This is a genomic window from Streptomyces sp. LZ34 (assembly GCF_053890475.1).
The window spans coordinates 11,334,016-11,351,655 of sequence record NZ_CM132680.1 but is presented as its reverse complement, the minus strand read 5'-3'; the positions used below and the strand labels follow the sequence as shown (position 1 = coordinate 11,351,655).

16 protein-coding genes and 1 pseudogene are annotated in these 17,640 nt (G+C 70.6%); 9 read left to right on the top strand and 8 right to left on the bottom strand.

The annotated features are described in order from the left end of the window. Window positions 1-61 precede the first annotated feature (61 nt). Window positions 62-2,500 carry a glycoside hydrolase family 95 protein gene (locus tag ACWY4P_RS49080; RefSeq protein ID WP_456207276.1) on the bottom strand — a complete coding sequence of 813 codons (2,439 nt, stop codon included), beginning with the start codon at window positions 2,498-2,500 and terminating at the stop codon, window positions 62-64. 438 nt (window positions 2,501-2,938) lie between these two features. Between ACWY4P_RS49080 and ACWY4P_RS49075 the strand changes: the two genes are divergently transcribed. The 7 genes and pseudogenes from ACWY4P_RS49075 to ACWY4P_RS49045 all read left to right on the top strand — a co-directional run bounded on the left by ACWY4P_RS49075 (window position 2,939) and on the right by ACWY4P_RS49045 (window position 10,044). Then, window positions 2,939-4,141: a family 1 glycosylhydrolase gene (locus ACWY4P_RS49075; RefSeq protein WP_456207275.1), complete on the top strand. Its 1,203-nt coding sequence runs from the start codon at window positions 2,939-2,941 to the stop codon at window positions 4,139-4,141. A gap of 31 nt (window positions 4,142-4,172) precedes the next feature. Beyond that, a complete protein-coding gene (locus ACWY4P_RS49070; protein WP_456207274.1) occupies window positions 4,173-5,006 on the top strand; it encodes an SDR family NAD(P)-dependent oxidoreductase in 834 nt (277 codons plus the stop codon). Between the two features lie 67 nt (window positions 5,007-5,073). Next, on the top strand, window positions 5,074-6,900 hold the full coding sequence (uidA, locus tag ACWY4P_RS49065) for a beta-glucuronidase (RefSeq protein WP_456207273.1): 1,827 nt from the start codon (window positions 5,074-5,076) through the stop codon (window positions 6,898-6,900). 17 nt (window positions 6,901-6,917) lie between these two features. Next, window positions 6,918-7,463, top strand: a complete 546-nt coding sequence (locus ACWY4P_RS49060) for an SDR family NAD(P)-dependent oxidoreductase (RefSeq protein WP_456213309.1) — start codon at window positions 6,918-6,920, stop codon at window positions 7,461-7,463. A 15-nt stretch (window positions 7,464-7,478) separates the two neighbouring features. Then, window positions 7,479-8,813 (top strand): MFS transporter, encoded by a 1,335-nt coding sequence (locus tag ACWY4P_RS49055; protein WP_456207272.1) that lies wholly within the window; start codon window positions 7,479-7,481, stop codon window positions 8,811-8,813. Between the two features lie 480 nt (window positions 8,814-9,293). After that, window positions 9,294-9,722 (top strand): annotated as a pseudogene (locus ACWY4P_RS49050) (alpha-L-rhamnosidase-related protein); the annotation flags it as partial. Continuing rightward, window positions 9,625-10,044: an alpha-L-rhamnosidase C-terminal domain-containing protein gene (locus ACWY4P_RS49045; protein WP_456207271.1), complete on the top strand. Its 420-nt coding sequence runs from the start codon at window positions 9,625-9,627 to the stop codon at window positions 10,042-10,044. The pseudogene ACWY4P_RS49050 and the gene ACWY4P_RS49045, both read left to right, overlap by 98 nt. Window positions 10,045-10,052: 8 nt before the next feature. Here the strand turns inward: ACWY4P_RS49045 and ACWY4P_RS49040 are convergent, their stop codons facing one another. Then, window positions 10,053-10,796 carry an IclR family transcriptional regulator gene (locus ACWY4P_RS49040; protein WP_456207270.1) on the bottom strand — a complete coding sequence of 248 codons (744 nt, stop codon included), beginning with the start codon at window positions 10,794-10,796 and terminating at the stop codon, window positions 10,053-10,055. Between the two features lie 176 nt (window positions 10,797-10,972). On the opposite strand from ACWY4P_RS49040, the gene ACWY4P_RS49035 reads away from it, so the two are divergent. Further along, entirely contained in the window at window positions 10,973-12,172 is a 1,200-nt protein-coding gene (locus tag ACWY4P_RS49035; protein WP_456207269.1) for an FAD-dependent monooxygenase, read from the top strand. On the opposite strand, the gene ACWY4P_RS49030 is transcribed toward ACWY4P_RS49035, so the two are convergent. The 4 genes from ACWY4P_RS49030 to ACWY4P_RS49015 are packed head-to-tail and all read right to left on the bottom strand — an operon-like array spanning window position 12,156 to window position 15,375. Next, window positions 12,156-12,965, bottom strand: coding sequence for a ferredoxin reductase (locus ACWY4P_RS49030; RefSeq protein WP_456207268.1), 810 nt, complete (start codon window positions 12,963-12,965; stop codon window positions 12,156-12,158). The two genes, ACWY4P_RS49035 and ACWY4P_RS49030, sit on opposite strands and share 17 nt — an antisense overlap. Further along, on the bottom strand, window positions 12,962-14,095 hold the full coding sequence (locus tag ACWY4P_RS49025; protein WP_456207267.1) for an aromatic ring-hydroxylating dioxygenase subunit alpha: 1,134 nt from the start codon (window positions 14,093-14,095) through the stop codon (window positions 12,962-12,964). Before ACWY4P_RS49025 ends, ACWY4P_RS49030 begins: the two co-directional genes overlap by 4 nt. Then, window positions 14,092-14,697, bottom strand: coding sequence for a nuclear transport factor 2 family protein (locus ACWY4P_RS49020; protein ID WP_456207266.1), 606 nt, complete (start codon window positions 14,695-14,697; stop codon window positions 14,092-14,094). The genes ACWY4P_RS49025 and ACWY4P_RS49020 overlap by 4 nt, the downstream gene beginning before the upstream one ends. A 57-nt stretch (window positions 14,698-14,754) precedes the next feature. Further along, window positions 14,755-15,375: a PadR family transcriptional regulator gene (locus ACWY4P_RS49015; RefSeq protein WP_456207265.1), complete on the bottom strand. Its 621-nt coding sequence runs from the start codon at window positions 15,373-15,375 to the stop codon at window positions 14,755-14,757. A 122-nt stretch (window positions 15,376-15,497) separates the two neighbouring features. Between ACWY4P_RS49015 and ACWY4P_RS49010 the strand changes: the two genes are divergently transcribed. Further along, the gene (locus ACWY4P_RS49010) at window positions 15,498-16,220 is read left to right on the top strand and encodes a TetR/AcrR family transcriptional regulator (RefSeq protein ID WP_456207264.1); all 723 of its coding nucleotides are present in this window, start codon (window positions 15,498-15,500) and stop codon (window positions 16,218-16,220) included. A 37-nt stretch (window positions 16,221-16,257) separates the two neighbouring features. Here the strand turns inward: ACWY4P_RS49010 and ACWY4P_RS49005 are convergent, their stop codons facing one another. Together ACWY4P_RS49005 and ACWY4P_RS49000 are read right to left on the bottom strand one after the other, a co-directional pair. Then, entirely contained in the window at window positions 16,258-16,677 is a 420-nt protein-coding gene (locus ACWY4P_RS49005) for a nuclear transport factor 2 family protein (RefSeq protein ID WP_456207263.1), read from the bottom strand. After that, complete coding sequence (locus tag ACWY4P_RS49000) at window positions 16,674-17,636, bottom strand: PDR/VanB family oxidoreductase (protein WP_456207262.1); 963 nt, start codon at window positions 17,634-17,636, stop codon at window positions 16,674-16,676. The genes ACWY4P_RS49005 and ACWY4P_RS49000 overlap by 4 nt, the downstream gene beginning before the upstream one ends. Between the last annotated feature and the right edge of the window lie 4 nt (window positions 17,637-17,640).

Sequence of the window (17,640 nt, the reverse complement as noted above, 5' to 3'; positions counted from 1 at the left end):
TGCCTGCCGCCGACGGCAGGCAGGAGCGACGACGAGGGGTGCGGTACGAGTGGCTCGGCGCTCAGTCGGCAGCGTTCAAGCGGTACGTCGCCCCGCGCTCCGTGTCGAACACCATCAGCCCCGGCTCCGGGCGCCGTGCCCGGACCCGACGGCCGTGGGCGGTCACCTTCAGATCCGTCGCGGACCGCACGGTCACCTGGTTGCCGGAGCGGGAACGCAGCTCGGCTGTCAGCAAAGCGCCCTGACCCCACACCAGGTCCACCTCGAAGCCACCGCGCGCCAGCAGACCGCGCACCCGGCCGTCGAGCAGTGCCGGAGGCAGCGCGGGCAGCAGATGCAGCTCACCCGCGTGGGACTGGAGCAACCACTCCGACACGCCCGCCGTCGCCCCGAAGTTGCCGTCGATCTGGAAAGGCGGGTGCAGATCGAAGAGATTCGGCGCGGTGCGCTCGGGGGTGAGCAGGTCGGTCAGCAGCTTGTAGGACCGTGCGCCTTCCTCCAGCCTCGCCCAGAAGTTGATCTTCCAGGCGAGGGACCAGCCGGTGCCCGCGTCCCCGCGCTGCTCCAGGGTCGTGCGCGCCGCGGCGAACAGCTCCGGGGTGTCCCGCTTGGTGATCTGGTTGCTGGGGTGCAGACCGTACAGGTGCGAGACGTGCCGGTGGTTCTGCTCGGGAGCGATCGCGTCCCAGTCCTCCTGCCACTCCCGCAACTGGCCCTGGGCGCCGATCTTCATCGGCGGCAGTTTCTCGCGTACGGCCCGCGCCTCGGTCCGCATGCCGGCGTCCGCGCCTTCGCCGAGGAGCTCGGAGGACTTGACGAACCCGTCGAAGAGATCACGCAAGATCTGGTTGTCCATGGTCGGCCCGGCGCAGATGGACACATCCGTGTGGTGGGCGTGCTCCGGGGAGACCGCGGGGCAGGTGACGAGGTGTCCGCCGGCCGGATCGGGGACCAGGGTGTCAAGGAAGAACCGCACCGCGCCCCGGAGCACCGGATAGCGACGACGCAGCGCCTTCTTGTCGCCCGTGAACAGATAGTGCTCCCAGATGCCGGTCGCCAGCCAGGCGCCGCCGGTCTGCCACATGCCCCAGAACGCACCGTCCACCGGGGCCGTGCCGCGCCAGGCGTCGGTGTTGTGATGGGTGACCCAGCCTCCGGCCCCGTACTGCGCCCGTGCGGTGGTGGCCCCGGCAACCGACAGCTCCGCGAGCATGTCGAAGACCGGTTCCCAGCACTCCAGGAGGTTGGTGACGGGCGCCGGCCAGTAGTTCATCTCCGTATTGATGTTGATCGTGTACTTCGAGTCCCAGGACGGGCTGAGCGAGTCGTTCCAGATGCCCTGAAGATTGGCGGGCTGGGTCCCGGGCCGTGACGAGGAGATCAGCAGATAGCGCCCGTACTGGAAATGCAGGGCGACCAACTGCGGGTCGGCGGTCGAGGCGAAGTTGGCCACCCGTTCATCGGTGGGCAGCGCCGCCGCGTCGGTCGTGCCGAGGTCGAGTGCGACCCGCCGGAACAGGCTCTGATAGTCGGCGACATGGCGCTTCCGGAGCCGTGCGTACGGGACGTCCGACGCGGCATTGAGGGGAGCGGTGGCGCGGGCCGCGTGGTCGCCGGTCGGGTTCCGGTAGTCGGTGTAGCTGGTGCCGACCGAGACCAGCAGGGTGACGGAATCGGCCCCCGTCACCATGAGAGTCCCGTTCTCGCTGCTGACCGTTCCGCCGTCGGCCCGGGCGCGGGCCAGCGCCCGGAACCGTACCTGTCCAGTGATGCCCTCACGGGTCTGCGACGTTCCGTCGATCGCGGCGGTGATCCGGTCGGGCGAGGACGCGGTCACGGTCTGAGGGCTGTCGAAGGCCGCGGTGAAGGACACGGACCCCGGCGCGTCCGCGGTCAGACGCATGACAATCACCTGGTCGGAGTGGCTGGCGAAACACTCGCGGTAGTAGGTCACGCCACCCTGCGCGTAGCGCACGGAGGTGACGGCGGAGTCGAGGTCCAGCGTGCGCCGGTACTCTCCGACTTCGCCCCCGGCACCGAAGGCCAGCCGCAGGTTCCCGACCGTCTGGTACATCAACTCGCCCTTGGGGATGCCGAGAAAGTCCGAGTCGATCAGGGACTGGGCGGCGGCCCACTCCCCGGCGAAGACCCGCCTGCGGATCTCGGGCAGACTGGCCAGCGCCTTCGGATTGGCGGGCTCGTACGGTCCGCCCGCCCACACCGTGTCCTCGTTCAGCTGGAGCAGCTCGCTCTCAGTGCCACCGAAGACCATGGCCCCGAGCCGTCCGTTGCCGATGGGCAGCGCCTCCAGCCACGCGGAGGCCGGACGGGGATACCAGAGCACGAGATCGCCGGGTCTCGTGTCGGGCCCCGGTGCACCCGACGCCGACGCCCGGCCGGCGTCGGGCCCTTCGGCCGCATACGCGCCACCGGACAACGCCACATCCGCCACGCCGGCTCCGGCCGTGGTCGACCATGCAAGGAAATGTCTGCGGTCCATGCCGATAGCTTGAACTCATGGGATGTCTGCTGTCGACAGGCAGGCCCAACTTTCGACGGTTTTCGATGCCGGACCTACCCGCCACTCCCTTGCGCATCATGGCTCAGCACGATGGCCACCCCCTCGCTGCGGAGGAAATCGCAGGTGAGTGACCATCTGGTCGACTCCTCCATGCCGACCGGTACCGCGCCACCGACTCCACGCCCACAGTCGGTGAACCGCATGCACCGCTTCGCGACGATCAGTGAATGACCGGATGTCTGGGTTCTGCCGGCGGCCGCGAACGCCGCCTCCCACATTCAGGTGATCCGCCATGAGGTAACGCTCTGATCACGAAGCCGAACGGCGCCTTCCCGCACTTCTGATCCCGGCCTACCGTCCGATCACGAAAACCAACCACACGGTAAGAGTTAATGCTCACAGGGAAGGCAGTCGACGATGACCGAACTCGCCCCGGGGTTCCTCTGGGGAGCCTCCACCGCCCCGCACCAGATCGAGGGCAACAACCTCAACAGCGACTTCTGGGCGAACGAGGGGCGCGTGCCGGGCATGGAGCGCAGCGGCGACGCCTGCGACAGCTACCACCGGTACCGCGAGGACATGCGGCTGCTCGTCGGCGCCGGGCTCAACGCCTACCGCTTCGGCATCGAGTGGGCCCGGATCGAGCCCGTCCCAGGCATGATCTCGCGGGCCGAACTCGCCCACTACCGGCGCATGATCGATACGGCCTTCGAGCTGGGTCTGACCCCGGTCGTGACCCTGCACCACTTCACCAGCCCGCTGTGGTTCGCCCAGGAGGGCGGCTGGCTCGGCGACCGCGCCGTCGAGCGGTTCCGGGCGTACGCCGAGGCGGCCTCGTCGATCCTCGAAGGCGTCGAATGGGTCGTCACGATGAACGAGCCGAACATGCTGGCCATCATGGTCGGCATGGCGCAGGCCATGCGGAAGCAGCAGGCGGCCGGGGAGTGGCAGAGCCCCACTCTCGACAACGAGGGCCCGCGGCCGCCGCTGCCAGCCCCCGACGTGAAGATCGGCGAACGGCTGGTCGAGGCGCACCACGCCGTCCGCGAGGTGCTGCGCGAGCGCACCGGCGCCAAGGTCGGCTGGACGGTCGCCAATCGCGCCTTCGTCGCCCGCCCCGGGGCCGAGGAGAAGAAGCGGGAGTTGGAGTACATCTGGGAGGACCTCTACCTGGAGGGAGCGCACGGCGACGACTTCGTCGGCGTGCAGTCGTACTCCAGCCAGTGGGTCGGCCCGGACGGCATCGAGCCGCACCCGCGGCACCCGGACAACACACTCGTGGGAACCGCCTACCGGCCCGACGCCCTGGGCATCGCCGTACGGCACACCGTCGAGGTCACCGGCGGCATGCCGATCCTGGTCACCGAGAACGGCATCGCCACCCGCGACGACACCCGCCGGATCGCCTACACCGGCGAGGCCCTGAAACACCTCGAGGCGGCGATCGCCGACGGCGCAGACGTCCGCGGCTACCTGCACTGGAGCCTCCTCGACAACTACGAGTGGGGCCACTGGGCGCCGACCTTCGGCCTGGTCGAGGTCGACCGCGAGACCTTCGAGCGCCGTCCCAAGCCCAGCCTCGCCTGGTTGGGCGAGACCGCCCGCCGCGCACGCAACTGACCGCCCTGCCCCTTGGAAGGACACACTCACCGTGCAGATATCCGTACCCGACGTCTCATCCCGGCCGCTGGCCGAACTGGTCTCGCTGTCCGGGCGGCACGCCGTCGTGACCGGCGCAGGCCGCGGACTGGGCCGGGCCATCGCCGAGCGCCTGGTCGAAGCAGGAGCGGACGTACTCGTCGCGGACATCGAGCGAGAGTTGGCCGCCACTGTCGCCGAGGACCTCAACGCCCGTGGTCAGGGCCGTGCCCTGGCCGCCCTCCTGGACGTCACCGACGCCGGGAGCGTCGTCGCGGCCGCCGACCTCGCGGTCCGGGAGTTCGGCGGGGTCGACATCTGGGTCAACAACGCCGGGATCTTCCCCAGCGTTCCCGCGCTGGAGATGTCCGGCACGACCTGGGACGAGGTGTTCGCCGTGAACACGCGCGGTGTCTTCCTCGGTTCCCGGGAGGCCGCGCGCCGCATGAGCGAGGCCGGGAGCGGTGGAGTCATCGTCAACGTCGTCTCCACGGCCGGGTTCCGGGGGACGGCCCCCGGGCTCGCCGCGTACGTCGCCTCCAAGCATGCGGCGCGCGGCCTCACGCGGCAACTCGCCCTCGAATTCGCACCGTTCGGTATTCGCGTACTGGGCGTCGCGCCGACGTACGTGCCGACCGAGGGGAACATGGCGGCAGCTGCGGCGGCCGCCTCGGAAACCGCGGCCACAGCAGACGCCGGGGACATCATGCCGGTGATGCAGCCGAGCCTGCTCGGTCGGCTCGGCGTGCCCGACGACATCGCCCGCGTGGTGCTGTTCTGCGCGAGCGACCTCTCGGCCTTCATGACGGGGAGCACGCTCCTCGCCGACGCCGGTGAAACCATTTAACAGCCGACGCCGCACCAGTCCCCCATCCTCCTCGGGCCTCTGCCCCGCGACGACGCGTAGGAACACCATGCTCTCTCCTCGCACCAGCCCCACCCGCGACATCGTCAGCCTCGACGGCCTGTGGCGGTTCGCTCTCGACTCCCGCGCCGGCGCCACCCCGTGGACGTCGCGGCTCACCTCGCCTCTCGAAGCCCCCGTCCCCGCCAGCTACAACGACCTGTTCACGGACGCGGAGATCCGTGACCATGTCGGCGTCGTCTGGTACCAGCGGGACGCGCGCGTGCCGCGCGGCTGGGCGGGGCAGCGGGTGGTCCTCCGCTTCGGCTCCGTCACCCACGCCGCGCAGGTCTACGTCGACGACCGGCTGGTGGCCGAACACACCGGCGGCTACACCCCGTTCGAGGCCGACCTGACGGGGATCGTCCGCCCGGGCGCCGAGTTCCGGCTCACCGTCGGTGTCAACAACCGGCTGACGAACGAGACGATCCCGCCCGGCACCGTCACCACGGGGCCCGATGGCCGCGAACGCCAGTCGTACCTGCACGACTTCTACAACTACGCGGGCATCGCCCGCCCGGTGCGCCTGTTCAGCACGCCGCGGACCTTCGTCGAGGACGTCACGGTGGTCACCGGGCGGGACGGCACGGCCGGGAACGTCGAGTACCGCGTGGAGATCGCCGGCGAGGCCGTCGACGCGACCGCCGTCCGGGTGCGCGCGCTCGACGCTGCGGGCCGGACCGTGGCGGAGGCACACGGGCCCCAAGGCGCCCTCCGCATAGAGGACGTCACTCTCTGGCAGCCCGGCGCCGCCTATCTGTACGACCTCGTGGTGGAGCTGGCCGGCGACGGCGAGGCCGGTGAGGGAGAACCGGTCGACAGCTACACCCAGCCGTTCGGCGTCCGCACCGTCGAAGTGCGGGGCACCGAGTTCCTCATCAACGGCGAGCCGTTCTATTTCACCGGTTTCGGCAAGCACGAGGACACCCCCGTCCGGGGCAAGGGCCACGACGACGCCTACCTCGTCCATGACTTTCAGCTCCTTCAGTGGACCGGCGCCAACTCCTTCCGCACCTCGCACTACCCGTACGCGGAGGAGGTGCTCGACTTCGCCGACCGGCACGGCATCGTCGTCATCGACGAGACCGCCGCCGTAGGCCTGAACCTGGGAGTCCAGGGCGGGCTCACCGGCGTTCCGCCCACCCCGACCTTCGCGCCGGAGAACTTCGGCGGCACCACGCGCGACGCCCACGCCCAGCATCTGCGGGAGCTGATCGAACGGGACAAGAACCACCCGAGCGTGGTGATGTGGTGCCTGGCCAATGAGCCGGCATCCAACGAGGACGGCGCCCGCGAGTACTTCGGGCCGCTGGTCGAGCTGGCCCGGAAGCTCGACCCGACCCGCCCCCTCACCTACGCCGCGGTCATGTTCGCGACGCCGAAGAACGACCTGATCGGCGACCTGTTCGACGTACTGAGCATCAACCGCTACTACGGCTGGTACCTCTTCACCGGCGACCTCGCGACCGCCGAGCAGGCCCTGGAGCAGGACCTCCGAGGCTGGGCCGCGCGCTTCGGCAAGCCGGTCATGATGTCCGAGTACGGCGCCGACACCCAACCCGGCCTGCACTCTGTCTGGGACACCCCGTGGAGCGAGGAGTACCAGAGCGACTACCTCTCCATGTACCACCGCGCCTTCGACCGCATCCCCGAGTTCATCGGCGAACACGTCTGGAACTTCGCCGACTTTCAGACCTCCGCCGGCATCCATCGCGTCGACGGCAACAAGAAGGGTGTGTTCACCCGCGACCGCAGGCCGAAGACGGCCGCGTTCACCCTCCGCCGCCGCTGGCACGGCCTGGGCGGGCGCAAGCCCGGCCGACCCGAGAACGATTGACGACTGCCGACTGACGACTGCCGACTGATGCTTCTGACCGCTCCGTTCTCCCTGATCCGGCGCGCACCGCAGGCAAGACCGTCATCGTCACCGGAGCGGCCTCCGGCATCGGCCGGGCGACCGCATCGCGCATCGCGCGGGAGGGCGGCCACGTGATCGGTGTGGACCTCTCGGCCGAGCGCCTGGAAGCGCTCGCCGCCTCCGTCCCCGATGGCGCGATCACCGCCGTCGTCGGCGACATCACGCGGCAGGACGACATCGACCGCATCGTCGCGGCGGCCGTCGGCCACATCGACGCCCTCGCGAGCGTTGCCGGTGTGAACGACGACTTCTCGCCGGTCCATGAGAACTCCGACGAGATCCGGGATCGCGTCATCGGCATCAACCTCACGGCGCCGTACTCCCCTCCGACGGGGGCTGGTCGGTCCAGCAATGCCCAGACGCCGGTGGCAGTCGATCGTCGAGCGGGCCTGGTTACGCGCCGCTCCGCATTCACCCCACCCGTTCATCCACATGCGCGTGTGCCGTCCTCCGCCGGCCGCCGCGCCACCTGGCAATCATGAGACGAAGGAGTCCTCATGCCTCAGAACGACCGCGACATCAGCGTGGCCGGACCACCGCCGGCCGAGCCGGCGGAGGATGACGGTGGGACCTCGGCCCCCGAGATCGAGGCCCCGCCACTGAAGAAGGTCGATACGGGCTACATCGCCTGGATGATGATCGCCAACTTCGGGGCCTCGCTGGCCCTGATGGTTCCGCTCTCCTACTCGCTGGCACTGCGGATCTCCGACCTCGTCCCCGGACGCGAGGAGTTGCTCGGGTATGTCACCGGTTCCGCCCAGTTCGTCTACCTGGCCCTCAGCCCCCTGATCGGCTCCTGGAGCGACCGGACGCGGTCCCGCTTCGGCCGCAGGACCCCGTTCATGGTCATCGGGGCGGTCCTCGGTGTCGTCGCGCTCTTCGGGATCGCCGCCGCACCGACGGTGCTCCTGGTGGGCCTGTCGTGGGTCGTCGGCATGGTCGGCTGGTCCACGGCCAGTCAGGCCATCCTGAACATCCAGGCCGACCGTGTCCCCGAGGAGCAGCGCGGCCTTGTCTCAGCATGGACCAGCGTCACGAGCCAGGTCTCACCGGTGATCGGTATCGGCATCGCGTACGCGGTGTCCTCCAGCACCCTCCTCGTCTTTCTGGTCCCGGGCGTCCTCGGAGCCGTCATGCTGGTGCTGTTCCCCCTCGTCAAGCCGGAAGGGGACTCCCGTGAACTCGTCCACACCAGCGATGTGACCCTCAAGAGCCTGGTCGCCGGCTACGGGTTCAATCCGCGGAAGTACCCCGACTTCGGCTGGAACTGGCTCGGCCGCTTCATCTTCTACATGGGCCTGTACTGCAACACCACCTTCGGCACCTTCTTCTACGCCCAGCGGCTCGACCTGCCCGTCAAGGAGGTGGCCGGCATCGTGGCGACGATCGGGATCATCGGGGTGCTGGCGGCAGCCGGCGGCGCGATCGGGGGCGGCTTCCTCTCCGACAAGCTCGGCAGGCGCAAGCTGTTCACCCTGATCGGCTCCGCGATCTTCGTCGCCGGGGCCGTCACCGAGGCGTTCGCCCACTCGCTGCCCCAACTCGTCGCCGGCGCGGTGCTGATGCAGCTCGCCATCGCGGTCTTCAGCGCCGTCGACCAGGCGATCGTGTTCGCCGTCCTCCCGGACCGGGCCCAGGCCGGCCGCTATCTCGCGGTCGTCGCGTTCGCGCAGAAGATTCCCAGCGCCATCGCCCCGCTGATCGCCCCGCTCATCATCACCATCGGCGTCACGGGGGGCGGCAAGAACTACACGCAGCTCTATCTGAGCGGCGCGGTCCTCGCGCTGGTCGGCGGCCTGATCATCAAGCTCAAGGTCAAGTCGGTCCGGTAGCTCATGCGGTGGCACAACCTTCGCAGGAAGCAACAGAGTTCATCGACTTCCGGACTCCGTCCGCCCCGGCGAGGAGCCGAACCCCTTCGTCCAGCGCGACGAGGCCGTCTCCGCGGGCCGGGGCGAGACGTTCGAGCCACGCCACACCGTGCACGGCTTCCGGTACGCGCGCCTTCGCCGCGACGGCGCCCCGCTCGACCCCACAAGCCTCACGATGCGCGTCGTCCACGCCGACCTGCGCCGCACCGGCACCTTCGCGTGCAGCGACGCCGACCTAAACCGCCTTCACGAGACCGCCGAATGAAGCTTCCGCGGCAACGCCGTCGATGTCCCCACGGACTGCCCCACCCGCGAACGCCTCGCCTGGACCGGCGACTACCAGGTCTTCGCACCGACCGCCACGCGCCTGTACGACGTCCTCGGCTTCAGCCGCAAGGCGCCGTCCCCTGGGAGCTGTACCAGTCCTACGGCGACCGGGACGTGCTCGCCGAGAACTGGGAGGCCATGGCCCGCTGGGCCGAGTGGGCACTCAAGACCCCCCGCACCGCGCGCCACCCATCCCGTACCGAGCGTTCGGCCGAGCCGCTGTCGCACGAGCAGTACCTCTGGGACGGCTCCTTCCACTGGGGCGAGTGGACCGAGCCGAAAGCGAAGGCGGCCGACGGCACCGGCATCGCCCCGGTCAGGGACGACCCGGTCGCCTGGTTCACGGCCGACAAGGGCGAGGTCGGCACGGCGTTCCTGTACCGCTCGACGTCGACCCTCGCCCGCGCCGCGAAGGTTCTCGGCCGTACCGAGGACGCCGCCCGATATGCCGAGACCGCCGAGCGAATCCGCGACGCCTGGCGCACCGAGTTCCTCACCGCCGAGGGACGCACTCTCGGCGACACCCAGGCCGCCTATGTGCGCGCGCTCTCCCTCGGACTCGTCCCCGACGAGCTGCGCGCGGCCGCCGCCACGCGCCTCGTCCTGGCCGTACCCGGAGTCGACCGCCTGGGAGTCCTTCGAGGTCGCGCCCGTCCCGCACCCGTCACTGACGTGGGCCCGGGGCACGCACGAGTCCCCGCAGGGCACGATCACCGTCGAGTGGCGGACGACCTGCGACGAGCTGACCCTCACCGTCGACGTGCCGCCGGCCACCACCGCACGCGTCGTCTTCCCCGACGGCACCACCGAGACCACCACGGCAGGCACCTACCGTGCCACCCGCCGTATGGCGAAGGGGCGTTGACAGAAGGCTTACCGAACTCCAGCCGAAGAATGCCAGCCCAGCCTGCGGGACACGGCCAGACCGGAGGCGATGACCGCCGGCCGTACCGCCCGCAGATCGACCGTACCTGCGCCCACGACGACGGAAAGCGCCGCGACAACCTCGCCGTCGGCGTTCAGGACACGGGTGGCCACCGAGTCGACGCCCGGTGTCGTCTCCTGACGGACGACAGCCACGCCGGTCTCCCGGCACTCGGCCAGCATCACCCGGAGCCGCGCGGGGTCGGTGACGGTGCGCTCGGTGTACGCCGACAGGCCCTGTGCGATGACCTGTTCCGTCAGCTCGTGGCCGGCGTGGGCGAGCAGCACCTTGCCCACGCCGGAGCAGTGCAGCGGCAGCCTCTCGCCGACCCTCGATATGACGTCCACCGCCTTGCCCGCCGACAGCCGCTCGACGAGGACCGCCTCCGTGCCCTCCAGTACGGAGAGCTGTACGTGCTGGCGCAGCGCGGTGTGCAGGTCGTCCATGAACGGGAGTGCGGCCGTGCGCAGCGGGACGCTCAGCGGTGCGAGCGTGCCCAGTCGCCACAGCCGGATGCCCACGGTGAAGGCGCCGTCCGGCGCGCGGTCGAGTGCTCCGGCCTCGACGAGTTCCAGCGCGAGTCGGCGGACCGTGGCGTGGGGCAGGCCGGTCTCCCGGGTCAGGTCGGCCAGGGTGAGCCGGGACCGGCCGGGCCGGAACGCGAAGAGAACCTCGAACAGTCGCGCACTCACGCTGCGACCGGGCTGACCGGAACGGGGCATCAGTCCTCCGCTCCCCGTGCACTCCCCGTGGCGACCGCCGTACGAGGATGTCCACTGAATGAACATGGCGGTTCTCGGTGGTGGGGGTCACCCGTGAGGATCGAGGTCCTACCGCACGTTCGCCCTCGAGGAAGAGGAGTGGATTCATGCCCACTCTTGTGCACGGCCCGCGGATCGCCATCATCGGGGGTGGCATCGGCGGTCTGGCCGCCGGCGCCTTCCTGCGCCGCGCGGGGCTGACTGCCACCGTCCATGAGCAGGCACCCGCGCTCACCGAGGTCGGCGCCGGACTCGTCGCGGCCCCCAATGCCGTACGGCTGCTGCGCCGGCTCGATGTCACGGAGCGGTTTCTGCGCCGGGCCGTGCCGCTGGACTGGGGGTGGGAGTTCCGTCGCTGGGCGGACGGGACCGTGCTCTCGGTGGAGAAGCTGAGCGGTGTGTGCGAGGAGCTCTACGGCGAGCGCACCTATGCCGTGCACCGGGCCGATCTGCTCGACACCGTCAGGGCGGCCGTGCCCGATGAGTGGATCCGTCTGGGGGCCAAGTGCACGTCGGTCGACGTCGGCCCGGACGGTGTGCTGCTGCGCTTCGCCGACGGCAGCCGAGTGGAGGCCGACGTCGTCATCGGCGCCGACGGCGTGCACTCCGTCGTCCGCGGCGCGGTGGCCGAGCCCACACCGCCGGAGTACTCCGGCATCTGTGCCTTCCGCACCGTCGTGCCCGCCCGCGCCGCGCCCGACTTCGCCCTTCGGCCCGCCCAGACTCTGTGGCTCGGGCCCGGCCGGCACTTTGTGCACTACCCGATCGCCGGCGGGAGCGCCGTCAATGTGGTCGCCTTCGCCCCCGCCGGGGACTACACCGACGAGTCCTGGAGCGCGACGGCCACGGTCGAGGAGTTCCACGCCGAGTTCGCCGGCTGGGATCCGCGGGTGACGGACCTCATCGCCGCCGGTGGTGTCCCCGGGCGGTGGACACTGCTGGACCGGGCGCCGCTGCGGCGGTGGAGCCGGGGCAGGGTCACGCTGCTGGGTGACGCCGCACATCCCATGTTCCCTTTCTTCGCCCAGGGTGCGGCCCAGTCCATCGAGGACGCCGCGGTGCTGGCGCGCTGCCTGGCCGCGTCGGTGGACGCTCCGGAGCAGGCGCTGAAGCGGTACGAGTCGGTGCGTATCGAACGCACCACACGCCTCCAGCAGGTCAGTCACGCCCGCCGGGACATCAACCACCTGCCCGACGGGCCCGAGCAGCAGGCCCGCGACGCGGCACTGGCCGGGTCCGACCCGCTGGCGGGCAACGGCTGGATCTACGGCCACGACGCCGAGGAAGCGGTCAGCAGTCGATGGTGACCCCGGATCCGGCGATCCGGGACACGCAGGCGCACATCTGACGGCCTTCCGCCCTCTGCCGTGAGGAGAGGAACACGTCACGGTGGTCGACGGCCCGGGGCCGGGCGGGATGGTTGCCGCTCGTTCCGAACGTCTCGAACCGGAGGTCGGCGGGCGGCCGTCCCTCCTGCTGCCAGGCCTGACGGACGTCCCTGAGCAGGCCCATCGGCCCGCAGACGTAGAGCACGCCGTCGGGGGGAACGTCGGCCACCACCTCGGCGGGGCTCACCCGCCCCCCGCCCGCGGATTCGGCCAGGGTCACCAGGCCGGGGTGGGCGGACTCCAGCTCCGTCGCGAACGCCATGCGGTCGCGGGAGCGGCCGGCGTAGACGATCCGGTAGGTGCTGCCCCTGACGCGCAGGGCCCGGGCGAGGCCGAGCACGGGGGTGATGCCGATGCCGGCGGCGAGCAGCACACTGGGGGCCGAACCGGGGTTGAGCGGGAACTCGTCGACGGGGCCGACAACTTCGAGTTCGTCGCCGGATCGCAGCGAGTGCATCCACACGGATCCGCCGCGGCCATCGCACTGCCGGCGCACGGCGATGCGCAGGAGTCCGTCGTCGTGGCCGAGATCGACCAGGGAGTACGACCGGGTGTCGGTGCCGCCCGGCAGCCGGACGGTGACGTCCAGGTGACTGCCGGGCGGCGGGGCGAGTGCCGGCATCGGCAGACGCAGGGTGATCAGGGCAATGTCCGGCGTCGCTTCATACACGGCCTCGGCGGTCGCCACCACGTGCTGAGGGCCGGCGCTCATGCTGTCCGCCGGGTCGTCGCGGCGACGGACGCGAGGGTGGCGGGGTGGGTGCGTTCGCGGCCCTGTTCGGCGGCGACCTTGGCGTCGATGATGCGCCGTGCCCACATGCCGCCGATGTCGATGTTGAGGTTGTAGAACTCGTGGTCGGGGTTGGCATGGATGGCCCGCTGCTGGGCGCCCAGCATGTCCGCGTCCTGGCCGAAGACGCGGGAGACGTTCTGCCGGATCAGGTTGGTGAGTCCCTGGTCGCCGAGGTGGTAGTTGCGGATGAAGGCCCAGAAGTAGTGGCAGGCGCCGGGGCCGGCGGGCGTGACGGTGTTGAGCACGTGGCCGTTGACCCCGGCGCTCCTGTCCCCCTCCGGTGCTCCCGTGCCGACGGGTGCCACGCCGACGTCGATGGTGATCGTCGAGGGCGCGGTGAAACGGACGATCTGCCAGCGGTCGACCGGCCCGCGGTACTCCGGGGCCTTCCGCTTCAGCTGCATGGCCAGGAACGGAGGCGCCTCGATGCCATGCATCCAGCGGGTGAGGGTAACGGAGTCCGCGTCGTGTTCCACGTCCGGTTCGGAGTCGGAGAGTTCGTCGTTGGCGAGGCTGTCGGCGTGCAGGAACTGCTCGTGGGTGAGATCCATGAGGTTGTCCAGCACCAGGCGGTAGTCACAGTCGAGTTTGATCAGCTCGCCGTCGCCGGCCCACTCGGGGTCGTCGTTCCAGTGGAGGTCGGGCACGAGCGCCGGGTCTGCCAGGGCGGGGTCACCCGGCCAGAGCCAGACGAAGCGGTGGCGCTCGACGACCGGGTAGGAGGTCACGGCCGCCGAGGGGTTGAGCGTCTCCTGGGCCGGCATCCGCGTACAGCGCCCATGGGGGCCGTACGCCAGTCCGTGATAGCCGCACACCAGGTCGTCACCGTCGAGACGGCCCATGGACAGCGGGACGAGCCGGTGCCAGCACGCGTCCGCCAGGGCGACCGGCGCTCCCGCTGCCGTGCGGTACAGGACGACGGGGCGTTCGCAGATCGTGCGCGGGAGGAGGGACCGGCCGACCTCGGTGTCCCAGGCCACCGCGTACCAGGCGTTCAGGGGATACCTGCGGGCGGGCCCTCCTTGCCGCGCCGGTGCCGGGCGGGTCACCGGGGCTCTCCGGGACGCTCGGAACCGGCCAGCCAGGCGGCACCCTCCGCGTAGAGCCGGTCGACCGCCTCCCCGACCAGGCCGGGCAGGCCGGGCTTCACCGTGAAGCCGGCCTTCGTCTGCACGTACCCCAGGTGGCGGTAGCCGACCGGGAAGCGGGCGAGCAGCTCGGGGTCGAGCTTGAGGGAGGCGGCGGGGTCGACGAGGTCGAGGCGGTCCTTCTCGTAAATGGGCTGCCTGCGGACGATCGTCCACTCGTCGTCGTCCCGGGACAGGAAGTCGTAGAAGCGGCCGGTGCACACCACGTCCACCAACGCGCCGTCGACCTCGGCGCGCTGGCTGATCGTCATCTTGGTCTGGGCGATCGCGCGCTCCCCCGCGAGGTCCGAGGTGTGGCCGCCCAGGAAGTGCAGGATGCTGACGCCGTTCTCGAACCCCTGCTTGCTGGCTGCTATGAAGTCGGCGGCGGGGCCCTGGAACCAGGTGGCGCTCATCCATCCGTCCGGATGCCAGACGGTGGCGAACCGGTCCCAGTCGCCGGCGTCCCGCCACAGCGCCCAGTTCTCCGTCAACTGCCTGATCTTCGTCTGATCCGCATTCATCGAGACCTCCGTCTCCGGTTGCCGACAGCGATCGACGGGCGCGTCCTGGCCACAGGGTCAGGTGCCCGGCTGCTCTGCGGCTTCTTCTTCGGGCCGCTCGGAGTGCAGCCGGTCCAGCAACCGCAGTCCCTCCCGTGCCCACTCCACCTCCGCGCGGGCGCGGGCGATGAGACCGCTGTACGCGAAGGCCTTGAACTCCACGACCGCGTCCCACTCCTGTGGCGGCGTGTGCTCCAGACGGGCCAGGAGCAGGGGAACCCGGCGCGCGAGGATGTCCTCGCGCTGCTTCTCGTACGACGCCATGGCCTCCTCGTGGAAGCGTGCGTGCGCCTCCAGTTGGGCCCGTGCCGCCTGAGGGCTCGCCCACTCGAAGTACGCGGCCCTGAGGCGCTGGGGGTCGCGCTCACGCCGCGGTCCCTCGACCTCGTTCATCCAGGCCCGCAACTGGTCGCGGCCGGCCTCGGTGAGGCTGTACCTGCGTTTCCGCGCATGCTCGCCGCGCGGCACCTCCTCGCCCTCGATCAGGCCGGTGGACTCCAGCTTGCGCAGTTCGCCGTAGATCTGGGTGTGCGGCGCGTGCCAGAGGTATCCGACGGAGGCGTCGAACTGCCGCATGGCGTCGAAGCCCGTCATCGGCCGGGCGGCCAGCAGGGCCAGCAGGGCAACGCGCAGCGACATCGAAGAACCTCCGCGGGAGTCGGGGCCGCTCAGCGGCGAGCAGTTATTAATGTACGTCCATACATACCTGTGTCAACGGTCGCGGCACGACTCGCTGTGAGGTCGCCGGTAAGGTCGTTCCTGTGGCAGCGGAGGAGACGACATCAGGCAAGTCAGCGGAACCGTCCGGCAGGCGGCAGCGCCGGAGGCACCCCCATGACCCCGACCGTCAGCGGGATCCGGTGGGCACCCGGCGCGCCATTCTGGCCGCGGCCGGCGCGGAGTTCGGCGCCCACGGCTTCGACGGGGCCAGGGTCGTCCGTATCGCCGAGGCGGCCGGTGTCAGCCATCAGCTGATCACCTACTACTTCGGGAGCAAACGCGGGCTGTACGAGGCGCTGAGCGGACGGTGGCTGGAGACGGCGATGCCGGTCGGCCACGCCCTCCCCTACGCCGAGGCCGTCCGGCGGTACTGCCACATGGCCCATGAAGACCCGGGCTGGGTCCGCACGCTGACACGGGAAGAGCCCGACACGCCACCGCCCGCCGAGGACGAGCGCGCTGCCGAGCTGTTCAAGAGTGTCGAGGAGTTGCGGGAGCGGCAGGCGCGCGGCGAGTTCCGCTCCGACCTGGATGTCGGGGCGGTGTCCCTCGCCTTCTTCGCCGCCTCGATCGCCCCGATGGCCCTCCCCTGGATCGCCCGCGAGTTCACCCGTCAGGACCCCTCGTCGCCAGAGTTCATCGAGCACTACTCCGAGCAGGTGGCGCGGATCATCTCCGCGCTCGCCGAGGCGACGTTCGACGAAGCGGCCGGGGGCGGCGCACCGGTGGCCGGTCCACCGGTGGACGCCGAGCCCGGAGAGTGACGGTGGCCGTGCTCCCGCCCGCCGGGAGCACGGACGCTCATCCCGGCGGGAGCCGCCGGGCCAGCTGCATGTGCGCCAGCTGCCAGCCGCCCGCTTCGGCCGCCACCCAGACCCGGCTGACGGCGGCCTGGATGACGAACGGGGTCAGCTCGGGCACGAAGGCGACGCGCATCTCCTGCAGACAGCTGACCACGGCCGTGGCGCCGAACCGCTGGACGGTCACGTCGTAGGTGTCCACCGTGCTGGTCCGGCCCAGACGTGCCGCGTACCCCAGCCAGTCGTCCATGCCGTGGATGTGGCCGACGGGGCTGTGGACGATCACGCAGTCAGGGTGTAGCAGAGCGCGGATCGCCGGCTCCGGGTCGGGGAGCGTCTGCGCCGCGAGCCAGGCGGCCTCGGCCTCCTCCACCGTGGCGGGGGCGGGGCGGGCGGTCGCCGCTGTGGGTGAGGTGGTCACAGTTCCAGCTCCAGGATCGGGGACCGGGACCGCGACGAGCACGGGGTGAACAGGCCCTCCGCGCGCTCCTCGTCGGTCAGGACGTCGTCTCGGTGATCGGGCTCGCCGGCGCGCACCCGTACGATGCACTCGCCACAGATGCCCTGCCCGCACGAGTAGGGGGCCTCGACGCCGTTCGCCAGCAGGACGTCGAGGACGCTCTGGTCCTCGGGGACGACGTACTCCGCTCCCGTGGAGGACAGCCGCACCGTGAATCCGCCCTCCCCTCCCCCGTCCGGCTCGGCGGCGGTCGGCGAGGCGCTGAAGCGCTCCTTGTGCAGGGCGGACGCGGGCCATCCCAGTTCGGCCGCCTGCCCCAGCACGTAGTCCATGAACCCACCGGGACCACAGACGTACACCGCGGTGTCGGGGGCGGGTTCCCCCACGTCGCGTCCCGGGTCGAGGAGTTGGTCCGGGGCCTGGTCATCGAAGTGGAGGGTGACCCTCGGATGGTTCTCCAGTTCGCGGACGAAGGCCGCGTCGGTCCGGGTGCGGGCGCAGTAGTGCAGGTGGTAGTCGCCGCCGGCGGCGTCGAGCGCCTGGGCCATCGACAGCAGCGGGGTGATGCCGATGCCGCCCGCGAGGAGCAGGTGCCGGCGCGCGGATGTCAGGCCGAAGCGGTTCCTCGGCGCGGCGATGCGCAGCGTGTCGCCCTCGGCGAGGGCGTGCATGGCTCGTGAGCCGCCGCGCGACGCGGGCTCGTTGAGGACCGCGAGCCGGTACTGCTTGCGGATGCCTGGAGGTCCGCACAGGGAGTACTGCCGGACCGGTCCCGCCTCGCCGGCCTGTACGTCGATGTGGGCGCCGGCCTCGTACTCCCACAGCTCGCCGCCGTCGGCCCGGGCGAGGTCGAAGACCGCGATTCTCGGCGTGGCGTCGTACCGGGCCACGACGACCGCGTCCGTCCAGGTGGTGCTCACGCCT

Bases quoted from the DNA above. Each gene is read 5' to 3' on its own strand.
- ACWY4P_RS49080 (WP_456207276.1), bottom strand. From the start codon at position 2,500: ATGGACCGCAGACATTTCCTTGCATGGTCGACCACGGCCGGAGCCGGC.
- ACWY4P_RS49075 (WP_456207275.1), top strand. From the start codon at position 2,939: ATGACCGAACTCGCCCCGGGGTTCCTCTGGGGAGCCTCCACCGCCCCG.
- uidA (WP_456207273.1), top strand. From the start codon at position 5,074: ATGCTCTCTCCTCGCACCAGCCCCACCCGCGACATCGTCAGCCTCGAC.
- ACWY4P_RS49055 (WP_456207272.1), top strand. From the start codon at position 7,479: ATGCCTCAGAACGACCGCGACATCAGCGTGGCCGGACCACCGCCGGCC.
- ACWY4P_RS49045 (WP_456207271.1), top strand. From the start codon at position 9,625: ATGCCGAGACCGCCGAGCGAATCCGCGACGCCTGGCGCACCGAGTTCC.
- ACWY4P_RS49035 (WP_456207269.1), top strand. From the start codon at position 10,973: ATGCCCACTCTTGTGCACGGCCCGCGGATCGCCATCATCGGGGGTGGC.
- ACWY4P_RS49030 (WP_456207268.1), bottom strand. From the start codon at position 12,965: ATGAGCGCCGGCCCTCAGCACGTGGTGGCGACCGCCGAGGCCGTGTAT.
- ACWY4P_RS49020 (WP_456207266.1), bottom strand. From the start codon at position 14,697: ATGAATGCGGATCAGACGAAGATCAGGCAGTTGACGGAGAACTGGGCG.
- ACWY4P_RS49015 (WP_456207265.1), bottom strand. From the start codon at position 15,375: ATGTCGCTGCGCGTTGCCCTGCTGGCCCTGCTGGCCGCCCGGCCGATG.